22 protein-coding genes and 1 riboswitch are annotated in these 23,979 nt (G+C 68.3%); of the genes, 20 read left to right on the plus strand and 2 right to left on the minus strand.

What is annotated here, in order from left to right; translation table 11 throughout:
- Positions 1-15: 15 nt before the first annotated feature.
- The 11 genes from cheA (at position 16) to AC5LXK_RS01035 (ending at position 11,483) form a co-directional block, all read left to right on the plus strand.
- On the plus strand, positions 16-2,241 hold the full coding sequence (gene cheA / locus AC5LXK_RS00985) for a chemotaxis protein CheA (RefSeq protein ID WP_493389966.1): 2,226 nt from the start codon (positions 16-18) through the stop codon (positions 2,239-2,241).
- A 47-nt stretch (positions 2,242-2,288) separates the two neighbouring features.
- On the plus strand, positions 2,289-2,804 hold the full coding sequence (gene cheW / locus AC5LXK_RS00990) for a chemotaxis protein CheW (protein WP_059232701.1): 516 nt from the start codon (positions 2,289-2,291) through the stop codon (positions 2,802-2,804).
- Between the two features lie 37 nt (positions 2,805-2,841).
- Positions 2,842-4,782, plus strand: a complete 1,941-nt coding sequence (locus tag AC5LXK_RS00995) for a methyl-accepting chemotaxis protein (protein WP_493389967.1) — start codon at positions 2,842-2,844, stop codon at positions 4,780-4,782.
- A 3-nt stretch (positions 4,783-4,785) separates the two neighbouring features.
- Positions 4,786-5,778: a CheR family methyltransferase gene (locus AC5LXK_RS01000; RefSeq protein WP_493389968.1), complete on the plus strand. Its 993-nt coding sequence runs from the start codon at positions 4,786-4,788 to the stop codon at positions 5,776-5,778.
- Positions 5,775-6,539: a chemoreceptor glutamine deamidase CheD gene (gene cheD / locus AC5LXK_RS01005; RefSeq protein ID WP_493389969.1), complete on the plus strand. Its 765-nt coding sequence runs from the start codon at positions 5,775-5,777 to the stop codon at positions 6,537-6,539. The genes AC5LXK_RS01000 and cheD overlap by 4 nt, the downstream gene beginning before the upstream one ends.
- The gene (locus AC5LXK_RS01010; protein ID WP_493389970.1) at positions 6,536-7,627 is read left to right on the plus strand and encodes a protein-glutamate methylesterase/protein-glutamine glutaminase; all 1,092 of its coding nucleotides are present in this window, start codon (positions 6,536-6,538) and stop codon (positions 7,625-7,627) included. Before cheD ends, AC5LXK_RS01010 begins: the two co-directional genes overlap by 4 nt.
- Positions 7,628-7,694: 67 nt before the next feature.
- The gene (gene cheY / locus AC5LXK_RS01015) at positions 7,695-8,090 is read left to right on the plus strand and encodes a chemotaxis response regulator CheY (protein WP_493389971.1); all 396 of its coding nucleotides are present in this window, start codon (positions 7,695-7,697) and stop codon (positions 8,088-8,090) included.
- 1 nt (position 8,091) lies between these two features.
- Positions 8,092-8,823: a protein phosphatase CheZ gene (cheZ, locus tag AC5LXK_RS01020; protein ID WP_493389972.1), complete on the plus strand. Its 732-nt coding sequence runs from the start codon at positions 8,092-8,094 to the stop codon at positions 8,821-8,823.
- Between the two features lie 248 nt (positions 8,824-9,071).
- The gene (locus tag AC5LXK_RS01025; protein WP_493389973.1) at positions 9,072-9,575 is read left to right on the plus strand and encodes a DUF2844 domain-containing protein; all 504 of its coding nucleotides are present in this window, start codon (positions 9,072-9,074) and stop codon (positions 9,573-9,575) included.
- A gap of 16 nt (positions 9,576-9,591) precedes the next feature.
- The gene (locus AC5LXK_RS01030) at positions 9,592-10,821 is read left to right on the plus strand and encodes a DUF3443 family protein (protein ID WP_493389974.1); all 1,230 of its coding nucleotides are present in this window, start codon (positions 9,592-9,594) and stop codon (positions 10,819-10,821) included.
- Between the two features lie 164 nt (positions 10,822-10,985).
- Positions 10,986-11,483: a VOC family protein gene (locus tag AC5LXK_RS01035; RefSeq protein ID WP_493389975.1), complete on the plus strand. Its 498-nt coding sequence runs from the start codon at positions 10,986-10,988 to the stop codon at positions 11,481-11,483.
- A gap of 5 nt (positions 11,484-11,488) precedes the next feature.
- Here AC5LXK_RS01035 and AC5LXK_RS01040 read toward each other — a convergent pair whose 3' ends face one another.
- Positions 11,489-11,656, minus strand: coding sequence for a hypothetical protein (locus AC5LXK_RS01040; RefSeq protein ID WP_493389976.1), 168 nt, complete (start codon positions 11,654-11,656; stop codon positions 11,489-11,491).
- 378 nt (positions 11,657-12,034) lie between these two features.
- Between AC5LXK_RS01040 and AC5LXK_RS01045 the strand changes: the two genes are divergently transcribed.
- The 9 genes from AC5LXK_RS01045 (at position 12,035) to metF (ending at position 22,342) form a co-directional block, all read left to right on the plus strand.
- Complete coding sequence (locus tag AC5LXK_RS01045) at positions 12,035-12,415, plus strand: DUF805 domain-containing protein (protein WP_493389977.1); 381 nt, start codon at positions 12,035-12,037, stop codon at positions 12,413-12,415.
- A 330-nt stretch (positions 12,416-12,745) separates the two neighbouring features.
- Positions 12,746-13,945: a flagellar biosynthesis protein FlhB gene (flhB, locus tag AC5LXK_RS01050; RefSeq protein WP_493389978.1), complete on the plus strand. Its 1,200-nt coding sequence runs from the start codon at positions 12,746-12,748 to the stop codon at positions 13,943-13,945.
- Positions 13,942-16,041, plus strand: a complete 2,100-nt coding sequence (flhA, locus tag AC5LXK_RS01055; protein ID WP_493389979.1) for a flagellar biosynthesis protein FlhA — start codon at positions 13,942-13,944, stop codon at positions 16,039-16,041. Before flhB ends, flhA begins: the two co-directional genes overlap by 4 nt.
- Entirely contained in the window at positions 16,038-17,789 is a 1,752-nt protein-coding gene (gene flhF / locus AC5LXK_RS01060) for a flagellar biosynthesis GTPase FlhF (protein ID WP_493389980.1), read from the plus strand. Before flhA ends, flhF begins: the two co-directional genes overlap by 4 nt.
- Positions 17,782-18,600, plus strand: a complete 819-nt coding sequence (locus tag AC5LXK_RS01065; protein ID WP_493389981.1) for a MinD/ParA family ATP-binding protein — start codon at positions 17,782-17,784, stop codon at positions 18,598-18,600. Before flhF ends, AC5LXK_RS01065 begins: the two co-directional genes overlap by 8 nt.
- 18 nt (positions 18,601-18,618) lie before the next feature.
- Entirely contained in the window at positions 18,619-19,353 is a 735-nt protein-coding gene (locus AC5LXK_RS01070; RefSeq protein ID WP_493383202.1) for an RNA polymerase sigma factor FliA, read from the plus strand.
- A gap of 98 nt (positions 19,354-19,451) precedes the next feature.
- A riboswitch (S-adenosyl-L-homocysteine riboswitch) is annotated at positions 19,452-19,574 on the plus strand.
- Between the two features lie 32 nt (positions 19,575-19,606).
- Entirely contained in the window at positions 19,607-21,025 is a 1,419-nt protein-coding gene (ahcY, locus tag AC5LXK_RS01075; protein WP_493389982.1) for an adenosylhomocysteinase, read from the plus strand.
- A 98-nt stretch (positions 21,026-21,123) separates the two neighbouring features.
- Positions 21,124-21,477: a phage holin family protein gene (locus AC5LXK_RS01080; protein WP_006477367.1), complete on the plus strand. Its 354-nt coding sequence runs from the start codon at positions 21,124-21,126 to the stop codon at positions 21,475-21,477.
- 34 nt (positions 21,478-21,511) lie between these two features.
- On the plus strand, positions 21,512-22,342 hold the full coding sequence (gene metF / locus AC5LXK_RS01085) for a methylenetetrahydrofolate reductase [NAD(P)H] (protein ID WP_493389983.1): 831 nt from the start codon (positions 21,512-21,514) through the stop codon (positions 22,340-22,342).
- 94 nt (positions 22,343-22,436) lie between these two features.
- Here metF and AC5LXK_RS01090 read toward each other — a convergent pair whose 3' ends face one another.
- Entirely contained in the window at positions 22,437-23,915 is a 1,479-nt protein-coding gene (locus AC5LXK_RS01090; protein ID WP_493391167.1) for an amidase, read from the minus strand.
- Positions 23,916-23,979 lie beyond the last annotated feature (64 nt).

Here is a 23,979-nt window from a genome sequence, read left to right on the forward strand (position 1 = left end):
AACCGGTGACCGGGCATGACTCTCGACATCACTCAGTTCTACCAGACCTTTTTCGACGAAGCGGACGAGCTGCTCGCCCAGATGGAGCAGCTGCTGCTGAACCTCGACGTCGATTCGCCCGACCCCGAAGACCTGGCCGCGATCTTTCGCGCCGCGCATTCGATCAAGGGCGGCGCGGCGACGTTCGGCTTTTCCGCGCTGACCGATACGACGCACATCCTCGAATCGCTGCTCGACCGCGCGCGCAACCATGAGCTGACGCTGACCAAGGAAATGGTCGACGCGTTCCTCGAGACCAAGGACGTGCTGTCCGACCAGCTCGTGGACTACCGCGCGAGCGCCGAACCGGACGCGGCCGCCGCCGCGACGATCTGCGCGAAGCTCGAACGGCTGAAGGCCGAAAGCGGCGCGGGTGCGCCGGCTGCCGCCGCGGCACCTGCGCCCGTCGCGCCGGCCGCCGCTGCCGTTGCACCGGCCGTCGAATCCATTGCCGGCGGCGATCGTGCGCCCGATCACGTGATCGAGCAGGCCGTCGCGGCCGCGCATCCGGCGGACGACGCCGGCGGCCCGCACCTGAAGATCACGCTGGTGGGCGTCGACGCGAAGGACCAGGTGCTGCTGACCGAAGAGCTCGGCAACCTCGGCCGGATCGTCGGCCGCGAGGAAGCGGGCGCCGACCTGTCGCTGTGGGTCGAGTCGGACGTGCCGTCCGACGACATCGTCGCCGTGTGCTGCTTCGTGATCGACGAAAGCCAGATCCGCGTCGCGCACGGCACGGCGCCGGCCGCGCCGTCTGCACCGGCCGCCGCGCAGGAAGCCGCGGCCGCAGTTGCCGAACCGGCCGCTGCCGCACAGCCCGCGCGCGTCGAGGTGTTCGCGCCGCAACCGGCCGCAGCGGTTCCCGCACCGGCCGAGCCGGCCGCCGCCGCGCAGCCGCAGCAACACGCGCAGCCGCAGCCGGCCGAACACGCCGCGACGGCTGCCGCGCATCACGACGACAAGCGCGCGCGCCCGGCCGCCGCGGCTGCAGCGGGCGCCGAAGGCAGCTCGATCCGCGTCGGCGTCGAGAAGGTCGACCAGCTGATCAACCTCGTCGGCGAACTCGTGATCACCCAGGCGATGCTCGCGGAAACGGCGAGCGCGTTCGATCCGGCGCTGCACGACCGCCTGTTCAACGGGATGGCGCAGCTCGAGCGCAACGCGCGCGACCTGCAGGAAGCGGTGATGTCGATCCGCATGATGCCGATGGACTACGTGTTCAGCCGCTTCCCGCGTCTCGTGCGCGACCTCGCCGGCAAGCTCGGCAAGCAGGTCGAGCTCGTCACGTTCGGCCAGGCGACCGAGCTCGACAAGAGCCTGATCGAACGCATCATCGATCCGCTCACGCACCTCGTGCGCAACAGCCTCGACCACGGGATCGAAACCGTCGACAAGCGCGTCGCCGCCGGCAAGGACGCGGTCGGCCAGCTGGTGCTGTCGGCCGCGCATCACGGCGGCAACATCGTGATCGAGGTGAGCGACGACGGCGCGGGCCTGAACCGCGAACGGATCCTCGCGAAGGCCGCGAAGCAGGGCATGCAGGTGTCCGACAACATCAGCGACGACGAAGTCTGGCAGCTGATCTTCGCGCCGGGCTTCTCGACCGCCGAGACCGTGACCGACGTATCGGGCCGCGGCGTCGGGATGGACGTCGTGAAGCGCAACATCCAGTCGATGGGCGGCCACGTCGAAATCACGTCGCTGGCCGGCCGCGGCACGACCACGCGGATCGTGCTGCCGCTCACGCTGGCGATCCTCGACGGGATGTCGGTGAAGGTCGGCAACGAGATCTTCATCCTGCCGCTGAACTTCGTGATGGAGTCGCTGCAGCCGTCGACCGACGATATCTACACGGTCGGCAACGGCGAGCGCGTGGTGCGCGTGCGTGGCGAATACCTGCCGCTGGTCGCGCTGCATGAAGTGTTCTCGGTCGAGGACGCGCGCACCGACCCGACGCAGGGGATCGTCACGATCATGGAAACCGAGGGGCGCCGCTTCGCGATGCTGATCGACGAACTGGTCGGCCAGCAGCAGGTGGTCGTGAAGAACCTCGAAACCAACTACCGCAAGGTCCATGGCATCTCGGCGGCGACCATCCTCGGCGACGGCAGCGTCGCGCTGATCGTCGACGTCGCGGCGCTGAACCGTGAAACCCGTGCGATGCACGGCGCCCGTGCCGGCGCCGAGCTCGCGATGTTCTGACTCTCGCCATCAACCGATTGGGGGCAAACGTGTCTGCTGAAGTCCAAATGATCAATCCGGCCGCGGCGAACGCGGCAACCAGCCGCCGCGACGCGGCGCAGGGCGACGCGACGGGCCAGGAATTCCTCGTGTTCACGCTCGGCGACGAGGAATACGGGATCGACATCCTGAAAGTGCAGGAAATCCGCGGCTACGACAGTGTCACGCGCATCGCGAACGCGCCGGAGTTCATCAAGGGCGTGATCAACCTGCGCGGGATCATCGTGCCGATCGTCGACATGCGGATCAAGTTCCACCTGGGCCGCGTCGAGTACGACCACCAGACGGTCGTGATCATCCTGAACGTGTCCAACCGCGTGGTCGGGATGGTGGTCGACGGCGTGTCGGACGTGCTGACGCTGCAGACCGACCAGATCATGCCGGCGCCGGAATTCGGCGCAACGCTGACGACCGAGTACCTGACGGGCCTCGGCACGGTCGACGGCCGGATGCTGATCCTGATGGACATCGAGAAACTGATGTCGAGCCGTGAAATGGCGCTGATCGAGACGCTCGGCGGGTAAGCGCGCCGCGCGCGCAGCAATTTCGGGAGAATCTGCAATGTTGCATAACTGGTCGATCCGCACGACGCTCACGGCGGTCGGACTCATCCTCGTGTGCCTGGCCGCCGCGGTCGGCGGGCTCGGCCTCTACGCGCTCAATCACGCGAGCCGCTCGCTCGACGAGATCGCGCACGTCGATCTGCCGGCGATCCACACGCTCGACGACACGTCGTCGTACCTGCTGCGTGCACGCGTGTCGCTCGACCGCTTCCGTTCGCTGACGGAAGGCGGCAACACGGCCGAAGCGGCCAAGGTGCTCGACCGCGCGCAGGTGTTGTTCGAGAAGTCGAACCAGAACTGGCAGGCGTTCCAGTCGACGCCGAAGCTCGGCGTCGAGCAGGGGCTCGTCGACGAGCTGACCGCGCGCTACACGACGATCGTGAAGGAAGGCGTCGAGCCCGAGTTCACGGCCGCGCGCGCCGGCGACATGGCCGGATACCACGCGATCGCCGATACCAAGATCAGCCCGATGTTCGTCGCGTTCGACCAGGCCGCATCGGCCGTGATCGCGTCGCTGCAGAAGCGCGCGGAAGAACGCCAGGCGGCGACGCAGTCGCAGATCTCGCTGATGGTCGCGCTGATCGCGGCCGGCATCGCGATCGCGTTCGTCGTCGTGATCGCGATCCGCTTCGCGCTGCGCGGGCTGATCGTGAAGCCGCTCGAGGACGCGATCTCGCACTTCGAGCGCATCGCCGGCGGGGACCTCACGCAACCGGTGAACGTGTTCAGCACGAACGAGATCGGCCGCCTGTTCGGCGGCATCAAGCGGATGCAGGACGCGGTCACGACGATGGTGCAGGCCGTGCATCGCGGCACCGAGTCGATCGACGTCGGCGCGCGCGAGATCGCGACCGGCAACATCGACCTGTCGCAGCGCACCGAGGAGCAGGCCGCGTCGCTGCAGGAAACCGCGTCGAGCATGGAGCAGCTGACGGGCACCGTGCGGCAGAACGCGGAGAACGCGCGGCAGGCGAGCCAGCTCGCGGTGAACGCGTCGGACATCGCGACACAGGGCGGCGACGTGGTCGGCCAGGTCGTGACGACGATGCAGGACATCGCGGCGAGCTCGGGCAAGGTCGTCGACATCATCGGCACGATCGAAGGCATCGCGTTCCAGACCAACATCCTCGCGCTGAACGCGGCGGTCGAAGCCGCACGGGCCGGCGAGCAGGGCCGCGGCTTCGCGGTGGTCGCGGGCGAAGTGCGCTCGCTCGCGCAGCGCAGCGCGAGCGCCGCGAAGGAAATCAAGCAGCTGATCGGCGATTCGACCGAGAAGGTCGACAGCGGGTCGGCGCTCGTGGCGCGCGCCGGCGCGACGATGGAAGAGATCGTGCAGGCCGTGCGCCGCGTGACGGACATCATGGGCGAGATCAGCGCCGCGTCGGACGAGCAGTCGACCGGCATCGAGCAGGTCAACCGCGCGGTCGGCCAGATGGATTCGGTCACGCAGCAGAACGCGGCGCTCGTCGAGCAGGCGGCCGCCGCGGCCGCGTCGCTCGAGGAGCAGACGCGCCAGATGAAGGCGATCGTGTCGGGCTGGCGCGTCGCGGGCGGCATCGTGCTCGCACCGGCGCGCAGTGTCGCGCGGCCGGTCGCGCACGAACCGGTGGCCCTGCCGTCGGAACCGCGTTACGACGCGGCGCCGGTCGCCGCGCTGCCGGCACCGCAGGCGGCTGCCCAACCGGCTCGCCGTGCCGCGCCGGCGTCGCACGCGGCGCAGGAACCGAAGCGCGCGGCCGACACCGCCGCACGCACGAAGAAGGATGCACCGTCGACGCGCGGCACCGCCGCGGGCGGCTACGGCCCGCGTCTCGCGAAGACGGCCGCTCCCGCGGACAAGCCGGCGGCGAAGCCCGCGCTCGTGCGTCCGGCGCTGAACGGCGAGAAGCCGGCGCTGGCGGCAGCCGGCACGTCGGACGACGACTGGGAGACCTTCTAAACCATGCCGCACGCGCGCGCGCCGTTTCGACCCGATGCACCGGATGCCTCGCCCCGCTCGGGCGACGCGGGGCGCGATTTCGCGTTCACGGGCGCGGATTTCGCACGCATCCGCGCGCTGATCCATCAACGCGCGGGGATCTCGCTGTCCGAGCACAAGCGCGACATGGCCTACAGCCGTCTCGCGCGGCGGCTGCGCGCACGCGGCCTCGACACGTTCCGCGACTACCTCGACCTGCTCGAGCAGGAAGACGATCCGGTCGAGTGGGAAGCATTCACCAACGCGCTGACGACCAACCTGACCGCGTTCTTCCGCGAGTCGCACCATTTCCCGATCCTGTCGGATTTCGTGAAAGGGCGCCCGGCGCCGGTGTCGGTCTGGTGTTCGGCGGCGTCGACCGGCGAGGAGCCGTATTCGATCGCGATCGCGCTGATCGAGGCGCTCGGCGAATCGGCGGCGCGCGGCGCGTCGATCCTTGCGACCGATCTCGACACGCAGGTGCTCGCGAAGGCGGAAGCCGGCATCTATACGTACGACCAGGTCAAGCACCTGTCGCCGGAGCGATTGAAGCGCTTCTTCCTGAAGGGCACGGGCCCGCAGGCCGGTCGCGTGAAGGTGCGCCCCGAGCTGCGCGCGATGATCCGCTTCGAGCAGCTGAACCTGACCGATGCGGACTACGGGATCGCGAAGCCGTTCGACGCGATCTTCTGCCGCAACGTGATGATCTATTTCGACAAGCCGACGCAGGGGCAGGTGCTGTCGCGCTTCGAGCCGCTCGTGAAGCCGGGCGGGTTGCTGTTCGCCGGCCATTCGGAAAACTTCACGTATGTGACGCAGGCGTTCCGGCTGCGCGGGCAGACGGTGTACGAACTGACGCGCGACGCCGCGCAGGGCATGCGGCCGCGCGTCGCGCCGGCACCCGCGGCGGCCGCGACGGCGTCGCCCGTGCGGGCGCGGGCCGCGGGCGTCGCGTCCGCCTATGGAGATCGCGGATGAGTGCACTGCCGATCGCGACCAATCGCTACTTCGACAACCACTTCGGCCGTCCCGGCGTGAAGCTGTTGCCGAACGAGTTCTACACGACGTCCGAGGACATGGTGCTGATGACCGTGCTCGGCTCGTGCGTCGCCGCGTGCCTGCACGACCCGTACGCGGGCATCGGCGGGATGAACCACTTCATGCTGCCGGACGACGGCGCCGATCCGGGCGCGGCCGCGTCGGAATCGATGCGCTACGGCGCATATGCGATGGAAGTGCTGATCAACGAGCTGATCAAGGCCGGCGGGCGCCGCGAGCGCATCGAGGCGAAGGTGTTCGGCGGCGCGGCCGTGCTGGCCGGGATGACGACGATCAACATCGGCGATCGCAACGCGGATTTCGTGCGGCGCTATCTCGCGCTCGAACGCATCCGCATCACGGCGGAAGACCTGCAGGGCGTGCACCCGCGCAAGGTCGCGTTCATGCCGCACAGCGGGCGTGCGATGGTGAAGAAGCTGCGGCTGCAGGTGCCGGGCGTCACCGAGCGCGAAGCCGCGCTCGCGCGCGAGGCCGACCGGGCCCGCGCCGCGCGGCCGCGTGCCCACGTCGAGCTGTTCGCCGCGAAACGGCCTGCGGCGCCGCAACCGGCGCGCCCGCGCATCGAATTGTTCGGCGCACGCGGCGCGGCGCCGGCCGGCAGTGGCGGCGCGGCCGGTGCCGGCGGCGCGCGGGCGGCGAACCCGTACGCGGCGAACCTATCAAGAAAGCAGGAGGCATGACCGCAGTGCAGAAGATCAAAGTATTGTGCGTCGACGATTCGGCGCTGATTCGCAGCCTGATGACCGAGATCATCAACAGCCAGCCCGACATGACGGTATGCGCGACCGCGCCCGATCCGCTCGTCGCGCGCGAGCTCATCAAGCAGCACAACCCCGACGTGCTCACGCTCGACGTGGAAATGCCGCGCATGGACGGTCTCGACTTCCTCGAGAAGCTGATGCGCCTGCGGCCGATGCCGGTCGTGATGGTGTCGTCGCTGACCGAGCGCGGCTCGGAAATCACGCTGCGCGCGCTCGAACTCGGCGCGGTGGACTTCGTCACGAAGCCGCGCGTCGGGATTCGCGACGGGATGCTCGACTACGCGGAAAAGCTCGCGGACAAGATCCGCGCGGCGTCGCGCGCGCGCGTGCGCCAGGCGCCGCAGCCGCAGGCCGCCGCCCGCGCGGCGGACAGCCACGCAGTCGCGCCGATGATCAACAATCCGCTCGTCAGTACCGAGAAGCTGATCATCATCGGCGCGTCGACGGGCGGCACCGAGGCGATCCGCGAAGTGCTGACGCCGCTGCCGCCGGATGCGCCGGCCGTGCTGATCGCGCAGCACATGCCGCCGGGCTTCACGAAGTCGTTCGCGCAGCGGCTGAACGGCCTGTGCCGGATCGCGGTGAAGGAAGCCGAGCACGGCGAGCGCGTGCTGCCGGGCCATGCGTACATCGCGCCGGGCCACGCGCACCTGTTGCTTGCAAGAAGCGGAGCGAACTATATTGCGCAACTGTCGGACGAGCCGCCGGTGAACCGGCACCGCCCGTCGGTCGACGTGCTGTTCCGCTCGGCGGCGACGCACGCGGGCAAGAACGCGATCGGCGTGATCCTCACCGGGATGGGTCGCGACGGCGCGGCCGGCCTGCTGGAAATGAAACGCGCGGGCGCTTATACGTTCGCGCAGGACGAAGCAAGCTGCATCGTGTTCGGGATGCCGCGCGAGGCGATCGCGCTCGGCGGCGCGGAAGAGATTGCGCCGCTCGCCGACATGAGCCGCCGCGTGATGGCGCGCCTGGCGACGATGGGCGACCGCGTGCAGCGCGTTTGAATGGAATGTCACGGGGCGCGTGCCACGATACGCGTCCCGACGGAAACGAATCTGGAAAGGAACGACGATGGACAAGAGCATGAAAATCCTGGTGGTGGACGATTTCCCGACGATGCGCCGGATCGTCCGCAACCTGCTCAAGGAACTGGGCTATTCGAACGTCGACGAGGCCGAGGACGGCCTGGCCGGCCTCGCACGGCTGCGCGGCGGCGGCTACGACTTCGTGATCTCGGACTGGAACATGCCGAACCTCGATGGCCTCGCGATGCTGAAGGAAATCCGCGGGGACGCGACGCTCACGCACCTGCCGGTGCTGATGGTCACGGCCGAGTCGAAGAAGGAGAACATCATCGCAGCTGCACAGGCCGGTGCGAGCGGCTACGTCGTGAAACCGTTCACGGCCGCGACGCTCGACGAGAAGCTGAACAAGATCATCGACAAGATGGCGAAAGCCGGGAGCTGACGTGAACGAGCCGATCCATGCGGCGCTCGCCGGCGCGGGGTTCAGCGCCGACAGCCACCCAGAAGGCGCCGATTTCGCGAGCGACCGCATTCTCGCCCGCATCGGCCACGTCACGCGCACGCTGCGCGATTCGATGCGCGAGCTCGGGCTCGACAAGCATGTCGAGCGCGCGGCTGAAGCCGTGCCCGATGCGCGCGACCGGCTGCGCTACGTCGCGACGATGACCGAGCAGGCCGCGGTGCGCGTGCTGAATGCGATCGAGATCGCGAAGCCGATGCAGGAGCGTATCCAGAACGAAGCCGAGGCGCTCGACGCGCGCTGGGCGCAGTGGTACGCGGCGCCGATCGAGCACGCGGAAGTGCGCGAGCTGATGGACGATACGCGCACGTTCCTGCGCACGCTGCCCGAGTCGACGTCGGCGACCAGCGCGCAACTGCTCGAGATCATGCTCGCGCAGGATTTCCAGGATCTGACCGGGCAGGTGATCAAGAAGATCATGGACATGGTCTACCTGATCGAGCAGCAGCTGCTTACCGTGCTCGTCGAGAACATCGCACCCGAGCGGCGCGAACAGTTCGCGGCCACCGCGGCCGCGCTCGCGGCCGAGCAGATGAGCGCGACCGGCAGCCCCGAGTCGCTGCTGAACGGCCCGCAGATCGCGCCGGAAGGCAAATCCGACGTGGTCCAGGACCAGGGGCAGGTCGACGACCTGCTCGCGAGCCTCGGCTTCTGACCCTGCCGCAACGCATCGGCGCGCCCCGTCCCGCGGGGTTCCCGATGCGTGCAGGTCCCGTCCCCTCCTCGTTTCCCTGCATGCGTGGCGCAGCGTGATACTGCGTCGAATTGACACGCCGCCACACTCAGCAGGCATACTACGCGTCAGCAGCAACGTAGCGTCATTCGTACGATTCAAATGTTGGCAGGCGGAGCGGGCCCGACGGCGGCGCCGCCGGCAACGAAGCCAGTCCCTTGGGGGGGAACGTGAAGCTGAAACGCTTGGGCTGGACCGTCGCGCACGCGACGGCTGCAATGGGTGTGCTGTGGGCCGTCCACGCACATGCCGAACTGGGCGGCGCACCGATGTCGCCGCCGGCGGACGATCAGGGCGCGACCGTACGCGCGCTGCAGCGCGCGATGCGGTCGGCGGACGGCGTGCAGGCGAGCACCGCCGCCTATACCGTCCGCGAGATCACGCTCGGATCGGGCACCGTCATCCACGAATACACGTCGGCCGCCGGCAGCGTGTTCGGCCTCGCATGGCGCGGGCCGACGATGCCGGATCTCGCATCGCTGCTCGGCAGCTATTTCCCGCAGTACACCGCCGGCGTTCAGGCCGCACACAAGGCACGCGGCTGGCGCGCGCCCGTGGCGGTCGAGACGAGCGGCCTCGTGATCCGGACGGGCGGCCACATGGGCGCCTTCTCGGGCCAGGCATGGCTGCCTTCGGCGCTGCCTGCCGGCCTGACCGGCACCGATATCCAGTGACAGCGGGAGAGCGATCTTGAGAATTCATCGTACATTCAAGCGCTGGCTGGGCGTGCTGGGGCTCGCGGCCGCAACGGCCGTGCTCGTGACGGCATGCGGCGGCGGCGATGGCGGCGGCGGCAGCAACAACAACTCGGGCAACAACGGCAACAGCGGATCGGACGGCAATAGCGGCAACACCGCCGTCATCACGGTCGGCACCGGTGTGGCAAACGTGATCAACATCCCGACCATCAGCCTGAAGGTCTGCGCCCCGGGCACGTCGAACTGCCAGATCGTCAACAACGTGCTCGTCGATACCGCGTCCTACGGGCTGCGGCTTGTCGGCTCCGCGGTGTCGGGTGTGCTCGGCAACCTGCCGCAGGTGACGAGCGGCGGCGCGCCGGTTGCCGAATGCGGCAAGTTCGTGTCGAGCTACACGTGGGGCTCGGTGCGCACGGTCGATCTGTCGATCGGTACCGAGCAGGCGACCTCGCTGCCCGTGCAGATCATCGGCGACCTCGGTACGACGAACGTGCCGAGCTCGTGCACGAACGGCGGTGCGTCGGCGAACTCGGCGAGCGCGCTCGGCGCGAACGGGATCCTCGGCATCGGGCCGGCGCCGTACGACTGCGGGACGACCTGCGCGACGTCGACGTCGTCGAGCAACAACTACTACGCATGCCCGAACGGCAACAACGCGAACTGCACGGTCGCGCTCGTTCCGCTGGCGCAGCAGGTCGCCAACCCGGTGCATCGTTTCGCCGACAACAACGGGGTGAGCGTGCAGATGCCAGCGATCTCGAGCAGCGGGCAGGCGAGCGCAACGGGGACGCTGACGTTCGGGCTGCCCAGCCTGACCGGGAAAACGGTGATGACGTCGACCACGACGGGCGACGTCAGCGCAACGTTCCAGGGGCGCAACGTGACCGCGTTCTTCGATACGGGCTCGAACGCGTATTTCTTCAACGATTCGTCGCAGACGGTCTGTTCGAGGAACACGGAGTTCTACTGCCCGTCGGCGACGACCCCCTATTCGGCGACGCTGACCGGTCAGAACGGCACTTCGGGCACCGTATCGATGTCCGTCGCGAACGCGGATTCGCTGTTCTCGAACCCGTCGACGTTCGCGTTCAACGACATCGCGGGCCCGTTCGGTTCGTCGAGCTGGCTCGACATCGGCATGCCGCAGTTCTACGGCACGACGATCTACTTCGGGATGGACAAGACCGCGAGCGGCGGCGCACAGCCTTTCGTCGCGTTCTGACGCGGTACGGTTGAGTGCAGGAACGAGGGGGCGAGCGATCGCCCCCTTTTTTCATGCGGCCGCCGTGTGCGCGCGACGGGCCGGCTTGCCGCCATGCGCCGGTGCAGCGCCTACGATGTAAGACCGGCACCGGTGTGCCGGCACGACATCGAGGAGACACCGCCATGAGCTCGCGCATCCAGCGCATCACGCCGTTCCTGTGGTTCGACCGCGACGCCGAGGCGGCGGCCGGTTTCTACGTGTCGGTGTTCGACAATGCGCGCATCGTGCACGTCGCGCGCTACGGCAAGGCCGGCGCGCACGCGTCCGGAAGCGCCGAGGGCGCGGTGATGACCGTCGCGTTCGAGCTCGACGGGCAGGCGTTCGTCGCGCTGAACGGCGGCCCCGTGTTCCAGATGACGCCCGCCGTGTCGTTCGTCGTCAACTGCCGCGACCAGGACGAGATCGACCGCTACTGGGCGCGCCTGTCCGAAGGCGGCGACGAGCGCGCGCAGCAGTGCGGCTGGTTGCGCGACCGCTTCGGCGTGTCGTGGCAGGTCGTGCCCGTCCAGATGGCCGAACTGATGTCGGGCGACCCGGTGCGCGCCGAGCGCGTGATGGGGCAGGTGATGACGATGAAGAAGCTCGATCTCGCCGCGCTGCAACGGGCTGCCGCCGGATAGGGCGTTCAGGCCGGTGGCCGGCCGGCGCGCACCGACGTCGTATGGTCGAGGAAGCGGTGGCCGGGGCCGTACGCGGTGCTGTCGATCCGCACGGCGTCGGCCGGTGCAACCGGGCGCCCGCCGGCCAGTACGCAGGCGAGCGACAGCAACGCAACGAGCGGGTGACGGCGCATGGTGCGATTCGGGCGGGACCGGTAATAAAAAAGGGAGCGAGACCGGTGCGCCGGCATATTTCCGGCTGGTCGGTTAATCGAATCCCGCATACTTCCCCGGATTATCGTTCATGTGTGATTTCATTCGGATGTAATCAAGCGGTGGATTATAGGGGGGGCGTGGTTTGTGTCAGATATTCAAGATTATTAAAATGACGCGGCATGCAAACCCCGGGTGCCGAAATACACTGCTGCAGCCGTTTCCGTGCCGTATCGGAGCGTGCGGCAATCATGTATGCGTATCGGTGGGCCACGAAAAGTGATGGAATCCGCCGACATTCAAACATATAATTCCGGCGTTGTTTCCGGGGTGCCAATATAAAACAGGAGGGTAATAAGATGAATTTTTCCGAAGCCGTGCGTGCCGTACTCAATAAATACGCGACTTTCGAAGGCCGTGCGCGTCGTGCCGAATACTGGTATTTCACGCTGCTGAGTGTCGTGCTTTCGATCGTGGCCCAGATCATCGGCGCGGCCGGCCGCAATGCGGGCCTGATCACGCTGCTGTTGCTCGGCGTGATTTTCCTGGTTTCGCTCGCGCTGATCATCCCGGGCATCGCGGTCAGCGTTCGCCGCCTGCACGATACGGGGCGCTCGGGCTGGTTCCTGCTGATCGCGCTGATCCCGATCGTCGGCGGCATCCTGCTGCTCGTGTGGATGTGCTCGCGCGGCACGGCAGGCCCGAACCGCTTCGGCGCGGATCCGCTTCCGGCGGTCTGACCGACGCCTGCCCCGACGCGCGACGCCGTCGCGTCGGGGCCCGAATCTCCCGATTGCCCCACCTTTCCCGCCTGTCGTTTCTCCGTTCCCCCGCTTCACGCCGTCGCCGTCCCGTTAGCGGCTGACTCCTCGCCATTGCGCCGACCGGTAGGTTTTTCCGCCGCGCCGCACACCGCTCCGCGCCCGATCCAGCCTCGTTCGCGACGGCTCGCCCGATTCCCAGAAATACCCCCCTTTCCCGGCTTTGCTCGACCGATCGGCGTTTGACGCCTCCATGAATAATCGGTGTCACTGGAAAGCGGCATTCCGCCGTACCCGACTGGAGGCCCCGTGGCAGACGAGAGCGATCTCGACAAGACCGAAGCCGCCACTCCCAGGCGCCGCGAGAAGGCGCGCGAGGAGGGGCAGGTCGCGCGTTCGCGCGAGCTGGCTTCGTTCGCGCTGCTCGCGGCCGGGTTCTATGGCGCGTGGCTGCTCGCGGGCCCGTCGGGCGGACATCTGCAGGCGATGCTGCGCGGCGCGTTCACGTTCGATCGTGCGACCGCGTTCGACACGAACCGGATGCTGTCGGCGGCCGGCAGCGCGAGCCTCGAAGGCTTCGCCGCGCTGCTGCCGATCCTCGCGCTCACCGGTGTCGCCGCACTGCTCGCGCCGATGGCGCTCGGCGGCTGGCTGATTTCGCAAAAGACGTTCGAGCTGAAGTTCGACCGCCTGAACCCGATCTCGGGCCTCGGCCGGATCTTCTCGATCCAGGGGCCGATCCAGCTCGGCATGTCGCTCGCGAAGACGCTGGTGGTCGGCGTGGTCGGCGGCATTGCGATCTGGCGCAGCAAGGACGAACTGCTCGGCCTCGCGACGCAGCCGCTCGGCGCCGCGCTGCCGGACGCGCTGCACCTGGTCGCCGTGTGCTGCGGCACGACGGTCGCCGGGATGCTGGTGGTCGCCGCGCTCGATGTGCCTTACCAAATCTGGCAGTACAACAAGAAGTTGCGCATGACGAAGGAAGAAGTGAAGCGCGAGCATCGCGAGAACGAAGGCGATCCGCACGTGAAGGGGCGGATCCGCCAGCAGCAGCGCGCGATCGCGCGCCGCCGGATGATGGCGGCCGTGCCGAAGGCCGACGTGGTCGTCACGAACCCGACGCACTTCGCCGTCGCGCTGCAATACACGGACGGCGAGATGCGCGCGCCGAAGGTCGTCGCGAAGGGCGTGAACCTCGTCGCCGCGCGCATCCGCGAACTCGCGGCCGAACACAACGTGCCGCTGCTCGAGGCGCCGCCGCTCGCGCGTGCGCTGTATCACAACGTCGAACTCGAACGCGAGATCCCCGGTTCGCTGTACTCGGCCGTCGCCGAAGTGCTCGCGTGGGTCTACCAGCTCAAGCGCTTCCGCTCGGAAGGCGGCGCGTTCCCGGCGGTGCCGGTCGATCTCGACGTGCCGGCCGAACTCGACAAGGGCACGTCGGTCGCCGCCGAAGACGAACGTGAAGAAGCCGAGGACACCCTCGGCAAGCAAGGAGCCTCCGCATGAGCACCCCGACCGGCCTGCTCGCGAAGCGCCCGAACCTGCTGGCAGGCACGAACCTGCGCACGCTCGCGGGCCCGATCCTCATCTGCATGATCCTGGGGATGATGATCCTGCCGCTGCCGCCGATGCTGCTGGATCTGCTGTTCACGTTCAACATCGCGCTCTCCGTGATGGTGCTGCTCGTCAGCATGTACACGATGAAGCCGCTCGACTTCGCGGCGTTCCCGAGCGTGCTGCTGTTCTCGACGCTCCTGCGCCTGTCGCTGAACGTCGCATCGACGCGCGTCGTGCTGCTCGAAGGCCACACCGGGCCGGACGCGGCCGGCCAGGTGATCGAGGCGTTCGGCCACTTCCTCGTCGGCGGCAACTTCGCGGTCGGCATCGTCGTGTTCGTGATCCTGATGATCATCAACTTCATGGTGATCACGAAGGGCGCGGGGCGGATTGCCGAAGTGTCCGCGCGCTTCACGCTCGACGCGATGCCCGGCAAGCAGATGGCGATCGACGCCGACCTGAACGCGGGCCTCATCAACGAGGAACAGGCGCGCAAGCGCCGCCAGTCCGTGTCGCAGGAAGCCGAGTTCTACGGGTCGATGGACGGCGCGTCGAAGTTCGTGCGCGGCGATGCGATCGCCGGCCTGATCATCATGGCGATCAACGTGATCGGCGGGCTGATCGTCGGGATGGTCCAGCACGACATGAGCTTCGCGGCGGCCGGCACGAACTACACGCTGCTGACGATCGGCGACGGCCTCGTCGCGCAGATCCCGTCGCTCGTGATCTCGACCGCGGCCGGCGTGATCGTGTCGCGCGTCGCGACCGACGAGGACATCGGCACGCAGATCACCGGCCAGCTGTTCACGAACCCGCGCGTGCTGGTGATCACCGGCGTGATCATCGTGATCATGGGGCTGATCCCCGGGATGCCGCACTTCGCGTTCCTCGCGCTCGGCGGCGGCGCGATCTGGCTGGCGCGCACGCTGACGAAGCGCGCGGCGGCCCGCAAGGCGGCCGGCGACGTGACCGACATCGCCCCGCCCGCCGTGCTGCCGTCCGACAGCCACGAAGCGACCTGGGACGACGTGCAGCTGATCGACCCGCTCGGCCTCGAGGTCGGCTACCGGCTGATCCCGCTCGTCGACAAGAACAGCGACGGCGAGCTGCTCAAGCGCATCAAGAGCATCCGCAAGAAATTCGCGCAGGAAATCGGCTTCCTGCCGCCGGTGATCCATATCCGCGACAACCTCGAACTGCGGCCGAACGCGTACCGGATCGCGCTGAAGGGTGTCGAGATCGGCGTCGGCGAAGTGTTCCCGGGCCAGTGGCTCGCGATCAACCCCGGCCAGGTGACGGCCGCGCTGCCGGGCGCCGTCACGCAGGATCCCGCGTTCGGGCTGCCGGCCGTGTGGATCGACGTCGCGCTGCGCGAGCAGGCGCAGGTGTACGGCTACACGGTGGTCGACGCGAGCACGGTGGTCGCGACGCACCTGAACCATCTCGTCGTCCAGCACGCGGCCGAACTGCTCGGCCGTCAGGAAGTGCAGGCGCTCGTCGAGCGCACCGGCAAGGACGCGCCGTCGCTCGTCGAGGACCTCGTGCCGAAGACGATCTCGCTGACGACACTGCAGAAGGTGCTGCAGAACCTGCTCGAGGAAGGCGTGCCGATCCGCGACATGCGCACGATCCTCGAGGCCGTGTCCGAGCATGCGGGCCGCGGCGACGCGTTCGAGATCACGGCAGCGGTGCGGCTCTCGCTCGGCCGCGCGATCACGCAGCAGTGGTATCCGGGCGCCGGCGAAATGCAGGTGATGGGCCTCGACGCGAATCTGGAGCGCGTGCTGTCGCAGGCGCTCGCCACCGGCGCGAACCCGGGCCTCGAACCCGGCCTCGCGCACAACCTTCTGACCGGCACGCAGCAAGCGATGCTGCGTCAACAGAATCTCGGGCTGCCGCCCGTGCTGCTCGTGCAGCACGCGCTGCGCGCGATGCTCGCGCGTTTCCTGCGCCGCAGCCTGCCGCAATTGAAAGTGCTGTCGTATGCCGAAGTGCCGGACACACGCACGATCAAAGTTGTTAACGTCATCGGGGGTTCCGCTTGAACATTCGCAAATTCACCGGCGCAACGAGCCGCGACGCACTTCGTCTCGTGCGCGAGGCGCTCGGCGCCGACGCGGTCGTGCTGTCGAACCGCACGCTCGATGACGGCAGCGTCGAAATCGTTGCACTCGCCGATTCGGACCTGGCCGCGGTGGCGCCGCCGGCCGCGCGCCCGCGCCTCGCCACGTCGCGCCTGCCGGAATCCGTGCCGGCCGCGGCCGTGCCGGGCATCGTGTCGCGTCCGGGCGCCATGCCGGCCCGTCCGGCCGTCAATCCGTATGCCGCGGGTGAAGGCGGGCTGCCGGACGTGTTCTCGTCCGTGTTCGGCGCGAGCGCCGACGCGGACGAGGCGGATGTACACGCTTCGCCGTTCGACGCGGATGCGCCGGCCACGGCATCACCGTCGATCGCCGCGCAGGCCCTCAACGCACCGGCCACCGGTGCGCCGGCGGCTGCTTCCGAACCCGCACCGTGGCTGGTCGAGCACGCGAAGCGCCTGACGCAGCAGCGTGACGCACTGGTCGCGCGTACGCAGGCGCCTGCCGCGCCGCAGCCGAGCGCGCCGCAGGCCGCAGCCGGCGCGACGCCGCCCGACTGGGCGCGCGACATCGTGCGTGACGCCGAGCGCCGGATGCCGGCTGCCGCGACCCGCGCCCCCGACGCGGGCGCCGCGTACGCCGCCAAGACGGCCGAGCGCACGCGCCTGTCCGCCGACGCGGCCGCCGCGGTGGCCGATGCGGTGAAGTCGCGCATCGAGCGGATCGTCAACGACACGGTGATGCAAGAGCTCGGCGAACTGCGCGGGATGATGGAAGAGCAGTTCGACAGCCTGATGTGGCACGACCGCCAGCGTCGCAGCGCCGTGCACGGTGCGCTGACGAAGCACCTGTTCGCGGCCGGCTTCTCCGCGCAGCTCGTGCGGATGCTGGTCGACAACCTGCCGTCCGGCGACGGCGCACAGACCTTCGAGCAGGCCGCCGAATGGGCGCAATCGGTGCTCTCGTCGAACCTGCCGGTGCTCGACAGCGAGGATGCGCTGATGGAGCGCGGCGGCGTGTTCGCGCTGATGGGGCCGACGGGCGTCGGCAAGACGACGACCACCGCGAAGCTGGCCGCGCGCTGCGTGATGCGCTTCGGCGCGAGCAAGGTCGCGCTGCTGACCACCGACAGCTACCGGATCGGCGGCCACGAACAGCTGCGCATCTTCGGCAAGATCCTCGGCGTGCCGGTGCACGCGGTGAAGGATGCGGGCGATCTCGCGCTCGCGCTGTCCGAGCTGCGCAACAAGCACATCGTGCTGATCGACACGATCGGCATGAGCCAGCGCGACCGCGCGGTGTCGGACCAGATCGCGATGCTGCATGGCGCGAACGCGCCGGTGCAGCGCCTGCTGCTGCTCAACGCGACGAGCCACGGCGACACGCTCAACGAAGTTGTGCAGGCGTACCGCAGCGCGGGCGAGCATCCGGACCTCGCCGGCTGCATCCTCACGAAGCTCGACGAGGCGACCCACCTCGGCGGCGTGCTCGACACGGTGATCCGCTACAAGCTGCCGATTCACTACGTGTCGACCGGCCAGAAGGTGCCGGAGAACCTGTACGTCGCGTCGACCAAATTCCTGCTGAAGAGCGCGTTCTGTGTGCCGCGCGACGGCTCGCCCTTCGTGCCGCAAGACGAGGACATGCCGACGCTGCTTTCCGCACTGACCGCACGTTCCACCGCCGAGCTGCACGAGGTGCGATTTGGATAAACGGATCATCGACCAGGCCGAAGGGCTGAGGCGCCTGCTGGCCGGGCGCGCGTCGCGCATCGTCGCGGTGACGGGCGGGCCGGCGGGTGTCGGCTGCACGTCCACCGTCGTGAACCTCGCGACGGCGCTCGCGTCGCTCGGCAAGGATGTGCTTGTCGTCGACGAGCGCGCCGACGTGCACTCGGCCAGCGCGACCCTGGCAGGCGCCTGGCTGCGCGACGGCGAACGCACGCGGGTGGCCGCCGGTTTCGGCCTGTGCGCGGCCGCGCGGCTCGCGCGCGCCGGCTACAGCGACGCGCAGCTGAGCGACTTCATCGACGGCCCGGCCGACATCGTGCTCGTCGACACGCAGCTCGGCGCCGACGGTTCGTTCTCGGCGCTCGCACGCGAAGCGCACGACGTGCTGGTCGTCACGCGGGTCGCCGCGCAGGCGATCACCGAGGCGTACGCGTGCATGAAGCGGCTGCATTTCGCGCACGCGTTCGCGCAGTTCCGCGTGCTGACCAATCACGTCGGCAGCCATGCGGACGCGAAGACCGCTTTCGACAACCTCGCGGGCGTCGCGAGCCGCTACCTGACCGTGTCGATCGCCGACGCGGGCTGCGTGAGCGCCGATCCGCTCGTCGAGCACGCGCGCGAACTGATGCATGCGGTGGTCGACGCGTTCCCGTCGTCGCAGGCCGCGCGCGACTACCGGCAGATTGCCGCCGACCTGTTGTACTGGCCGATGCGCCCGCGTTCGGGTGCCGGCCGCGCCGTCCACGCGGGCGGCAAGCCGTCGTATGAGGCGGGCGCGGCACACGCCGCGTGAGCGCCTAAGGAGAGAGCCATGATGTACAACGCTCAAGGAAAGATGTCCCAGGCCGACGTGCTCGCGCAATATGCGCCGCTCGTGCGCCGCCTCGGGCTGCAGCTCGTCGCGAAGATGCCGGCGAGCGTCGACCTCGACGACCTGATCCAGGCCGGCATGATCGGCCTGATGGACGCGGCCGGCCGCTACAAGGAAGACCAGGGCGCGCAGTTCGAGACCTACGCGACGCAGCGCATCCGCGGCGCGATGCTCGACGAGCTGCGCAGCAACGACTGGCTGCCGCGCAGCCTGCGCAAGACGTCGCGCGAGGTCGAGCACGCGGTGCACCAGGTCGAGCAGCATCTCGGACGCTCGGCGAGCGAGACCGAGATCGCCGGACACCTGAACATGCCGCTCGACGAATACCAGGGGATGCTGCAGGACCTGCACGGCAGCCAGCTCATCTATTACGAGGATTTCGACCGTGCGGCCGACGACGAGCCGTTCCTCGACCGTTACCGCGTCGATCACGCCGATCCGCTGTCGGCGCTGCTCGACGAGCACCTGCGCGAGGCGCTCGTCGAGGCGATCGAGCGGCTGCCGGAGCGCGAGAAGCTGCTGATGTCGCTGTACTACGAACGGGGTCTGAATCTGCGCGAGATCGGCGCGGTGCTCGAAGTGAGCGAGTCGCGCGTGTGCCAGCTGCACAGCCAGGCCGTCGCGCGGCTGCGCGCGCGGCTGCGCGAACAGGCATGGGTCGGCGCGGAGTCCTGACCCTTTCATGACGGCCGCGCGCGCCGACGCCGCGCGCCCGGGCCGTCCCTGCGCGGTGCTTGCGCATTCCGCGCGCCGATTTGCTACAATCCCCTCCGTTTTCCGAGGAGCGTTGCGACGGACCATCTGCGTCCGCCAGGCTCGGAAGGCTTCACCAAGCAGCCGTGCGGCGAGAAAGTGGTTTCGCGCCGGCTCCGCTTCCTGAACGGCGCTCACGTCACCAATCTAGAAACTTTTTAGAAAGGAGGGCGTGATGAACGCCATTATCGATTCCAAGGCTTCCCACGATTACGTCGTCGCCGACATGGCGCTGGCCGGCTGGGGCCGCAAGGAACTGAACATCGCCGAGACCGAAATGCCGGGCCTCGTGCAGATCCGTGACGAATACAAGGCAGAGCAGCCGCTGAAGGGCGCGCGCATTGCCGGTTCGCTGCACATGACGATCCAGACGGGCGTGCTGATCGAGACGCTGAAGGCGCTCGGCGCGGATGTCCGCTGGGCGTCGTGCAACATCTTCTCGACGCAGGATCACGCTGCGGCCGCGATCGTCGAGGCCGGCACGCCGGTGTTCGCGTTCAAGGGCGAGTCGCTCGACGAGTACTGGGAGTTCTCGCACCGCATCTTCGAATGGCCGAATGGCGAATTCGCGAACATGATCCTGGACGACGGCGGCGACGCGACGCTGCTGCTGATCCTCGGCTCGAAGGCCGAGAAGGACCGTTCGGTGATCTCAAAGCCGACCAACGAGGAAGAAGTCGCGCTGTACAAGTCGATCGCGAAGCACCTCGACATCGACGCGACCTGGTACTCGAAGCGCCTCGCGCACATCAAGGGCGTGACCGAAGAAACCACGACCGGCGTGCACCGCCTGTACCAGATGGAAAAGGACGGCCGCCTGCCGTTCCCGGCGTTCAACGTGAACGATTCGGTCACGAAGTCGAAGTTCGACAACCTGTACGGCTGCCGTGAATCGCTCGTCGACGGCATCAAGCGCGCGACCGACGTGATGATCGCGGGCAAGGTCGCGGTCGTCGCGGGCTACGGCGACGTGGGCAAGGGCTGCGCGCAGTCGCTGCGCGGCCTCGGCGCGACCGTGTGGGTCACCGAAATCGATCCGATCTGCGCACTGCAGGCGGCGATGGAAGGCTACCGCGTCGTGACGATGGAATATGCGGCCGACAAGGCCGACATCTTCGTGACGGCAACCGGCAACTTCCACGTGATCGGCCACGATCACATGAAGGCGATGCGCCACAACGCGATCGTCTGCAACATCGGTCACTTCGACTCGGAAATCGACGTTGCGTCGACGCGCCAGTACCAGTGGGAAAACATCAAGCCGCAGGTCGACCACATCATCTTCCCGGACGGCAAGCGCGTGATCCTGCTGGCGGAAGGCCGCCTCGTGAACCTCGGCTGCGCGACCGGCCACCCGTCGTTCGTGATGTCGAACTCGTTCGCGAACCAGACGCTCGCGCAGATCGAGCTGTTCGTGCGCGGCAACGAGTACGAGAACAAGGTGTACGTGCTGCCGAAGCATCTCGATGAAAAGGTGGCGCGCCTGCACCTCGCGCGCATCGGCGCGAACCTGTCCGTGCTGTCGGACGAGCAGGCTTCGTACATCGGCGTGCAGAAGGACGGCCCGTTCAAGCCGAACCACTACCGCTACTGATGCACCGCCGCCGCCGTGCCGTGTGCGCCCCGCTGCGGGGCGCGCGGCACGGCGGCGGCCACTGATCGTACCGATCGACAACGGAACCGGAGCACTTCATGAGCGTCATCCTCACCTGGGTCATCAACGCGCTCGCGCTGCTGATCATCACGTACCTCGTGCCGTCGATCCACATCAAGAGCTTCGGCACGGCGCTGATCATCGCGGTCGTGCTCGGGCTGATCAACACGGTGATCCGCCCGGTGCTGATCCTGCTGACGCTGCCCGTGACGATCGTCACGCTCGGGGTGTTCATCCTCGTCGTGAACGCGCTGTGCTTCTGGTTCGCGTCGTCGCTGCTGAAGGGCTTCGAGGTGTCGGGGTTCTGGTCCGCGTTCTTCGGTTCGATCCTGTACAGCATCGTGTCGTGGCTGCTGTCCGCCCTGATCTTCGGCCAGCGCGACATCGGCTGAGGGCTGGCGGGCGCCGGTCCAACCCCATCGAATCATGAAACCGATCGAACTCTCGTTTGAATTCTTCCCGCCGAAGACGGCGGACGGCGTCGACAAGCTGCGCGCGACCCGTGCGCAGCTGCTGCCGCTGAAGCCGAAATTCGTCTCCGTGACGTTCGGCGCCGGCGGTTCGACGCAGCAGGGCACGCTCGATACCGTGCTCGACATGCAGAAGGACGGCCTCGAGGCCGCGCCGCACCTGTCGTGCATCGGCTCGTCGCGCGACAACCTGCGCGCGATTCTCGACCAGTACCGTTCGCACGGCATCCGGCACATCGTCGCGCTGCGCGGCGACCTGCCGTCGGGGATGGGCGAGGTCGGCGAGCTGCGCTATGCGTCCGAGCTCGTCAGCTTCATCCGCGCCGAGCATGGCGACTGGTTCCACATCGAAGTCGCCGGCTATCCGGAGTACCACCCGCAATCGCGCTCGCCGAAGGCCGATCTCGAGAATTTCGCGCGCAAGGTGAAAGCCGGCGCGAATTCCGCGATCACGCAGTACTTCTTCAACGCGGACGCGTATTTCCGTTTCGTCGACGATGCGCGCAAGCTGGGCGTGGACGTGCCGATCGTGCCGGGCATCATGCCGATCACGAACTTCTCGCAGCTGATGCGCTTCTCCGAGATGTGCGGCGCCGAAGTGCCGCGCTGGGTCGCACGCCGGCTCGAGAGCTTCGGCGACGATCGCGAGTCGATCCGCGCGTTCGGCGCGGACGTCGTCACGAGCCTGTGCCAGCGCCTGATCGACGCGGGCGTGCCGGGGCTGCATTTCTACACGCTGAACGCAGCGGCCGCGACGCGGACGATCTGCGAACGGCTCGCCGTGTAGGCGCCGTCACGCGGCTGCATGTGCAAAAGCCCCGCCGGTTCTGCCGGCGGGGCTTTTTTTCGACCGTGACGCGTGGCGGAAGCGGCCGTGCGTGTCAGCGCCGCGCCTGCATCAGCGGCGGGCGGCGGTCGAACCACGGCCGCGCCTGTTCGAGTTGCCGCGCGAGCCGGAGCAGCAGCGCTTCGTCGGCGTGGCGTGCGGCGAACTGCACGCCGATCGGCAGCCCGCGCGCATTCCAGTAGAGCGGTACCGACATCGCCGGCTGGCCGGTCAGGTTGAACAGCTCGGTGCAGCCGGCCCACGCGAACGCCTTTTCCGACGATTTCGCGAGCATTTCCTTCAGCAGCGGCTTCACCGGCAGCGCCGCGAGCAGCTTCATCTGCGCGGATTCGAACGGCGTCGGCTGCAGTTCGCCGATCTTCACCGGCGGCCCCGCGAGCGACGCACACAGGATCGCGTCGTAACGCGACACGAGCCCGGAAACCTGCACCGTGAGCTGGCGCTGCCATTCGAGGACGTCGGGCAGGCGCGTGCGCGCGAGGCGCCGGCCGACCACCGCCATCGCCCACGTCGCGGCCTCGAATTCGCCGCGCCGCGGCGTGCGGCCGGTCAGTTCGCGCGCGCCGAGCACCATCTCTTCGGCGATCGTCGCCCACAGCGTGAGGAAAGTCTCGCCCGCACGCGCATAGTCGACGTGCAGCGTCGCCGGTTCGACGTGGTGGCCGAGCGATTCGAGCAGCGCGGCCGCGTCGTCGAGCGCCGCGCGCGTGTCGTCGGCGAGCGCCGGCGCGAGCATCGGGTCGACCACGAGGCCGATCCGCAGCGGGCCGGGCGGCGTGTCGAGCGCGCCGAGGAACGTGCCGGGTGCGCCGGGCGGCAGCGTCTGGCCGGTCGTCACGTCGAGCAGCAGCGCACTGTCGCGCACGCTGCGCGAGACCGCATGCTGGACGACGAGCTCGCCGTTCGACGGCAGGTCGACGAGCACCGGGTTGCGGCTCGGCTTCAGGCCGAACAGCCCGCAGCACGACGCCGGAATGCGGATCGAGCCGCCGCCGTCGGACGCATGCGCGAGCGGCACGATGCCGGCCGCGACGGCCGCCGCCGCGCCACCGCTCGAGCCGCCGGGCGTGTGATCGAGATTCCACGGATTGCGGCATGCGCCGAACAGTTCGGGTTCCGTGTACGGCATCTGGCCGATCTCCGACGTGTTGGTCTTGCCGAACACGTTGAGGCCCGCCGCGCGGCTGCGCGCGATCACCGGCGAATCGTCGGCCGGCACGAAATACCGGTAATGCCGGCTGCCCATCGACAGCGGTAGCCCGGCTACCGCCGCACCGAGATCCTTGACGAGATACGGCACGCCCGCGAACGGCGCGTCGGCGCCGGGTTCGGGCGCGGCCGCCGCACGCTGGCGCGCGGCTTCGTAGTCCTGCAGCACGATCGCGTTGATCGCGCTGTTCACCGCTTCGGCCTGGCCGATCGCGGCGTCGAGCAGTTCGCGCGGGCTCGCCTTGCGTTCGCGCACGAGCGTGGCGAGGCCGATCGCGTCATGCGCGAGATAGTCCGAGTGCATCGCAGTCACCCCCGTTGTGACTCGTGGCGATGATGGGAGCATAACGCGGGCCCGGCGCGCCGGG

The organism is Burkholderia pulmonis (assembly GCF_984667975.1).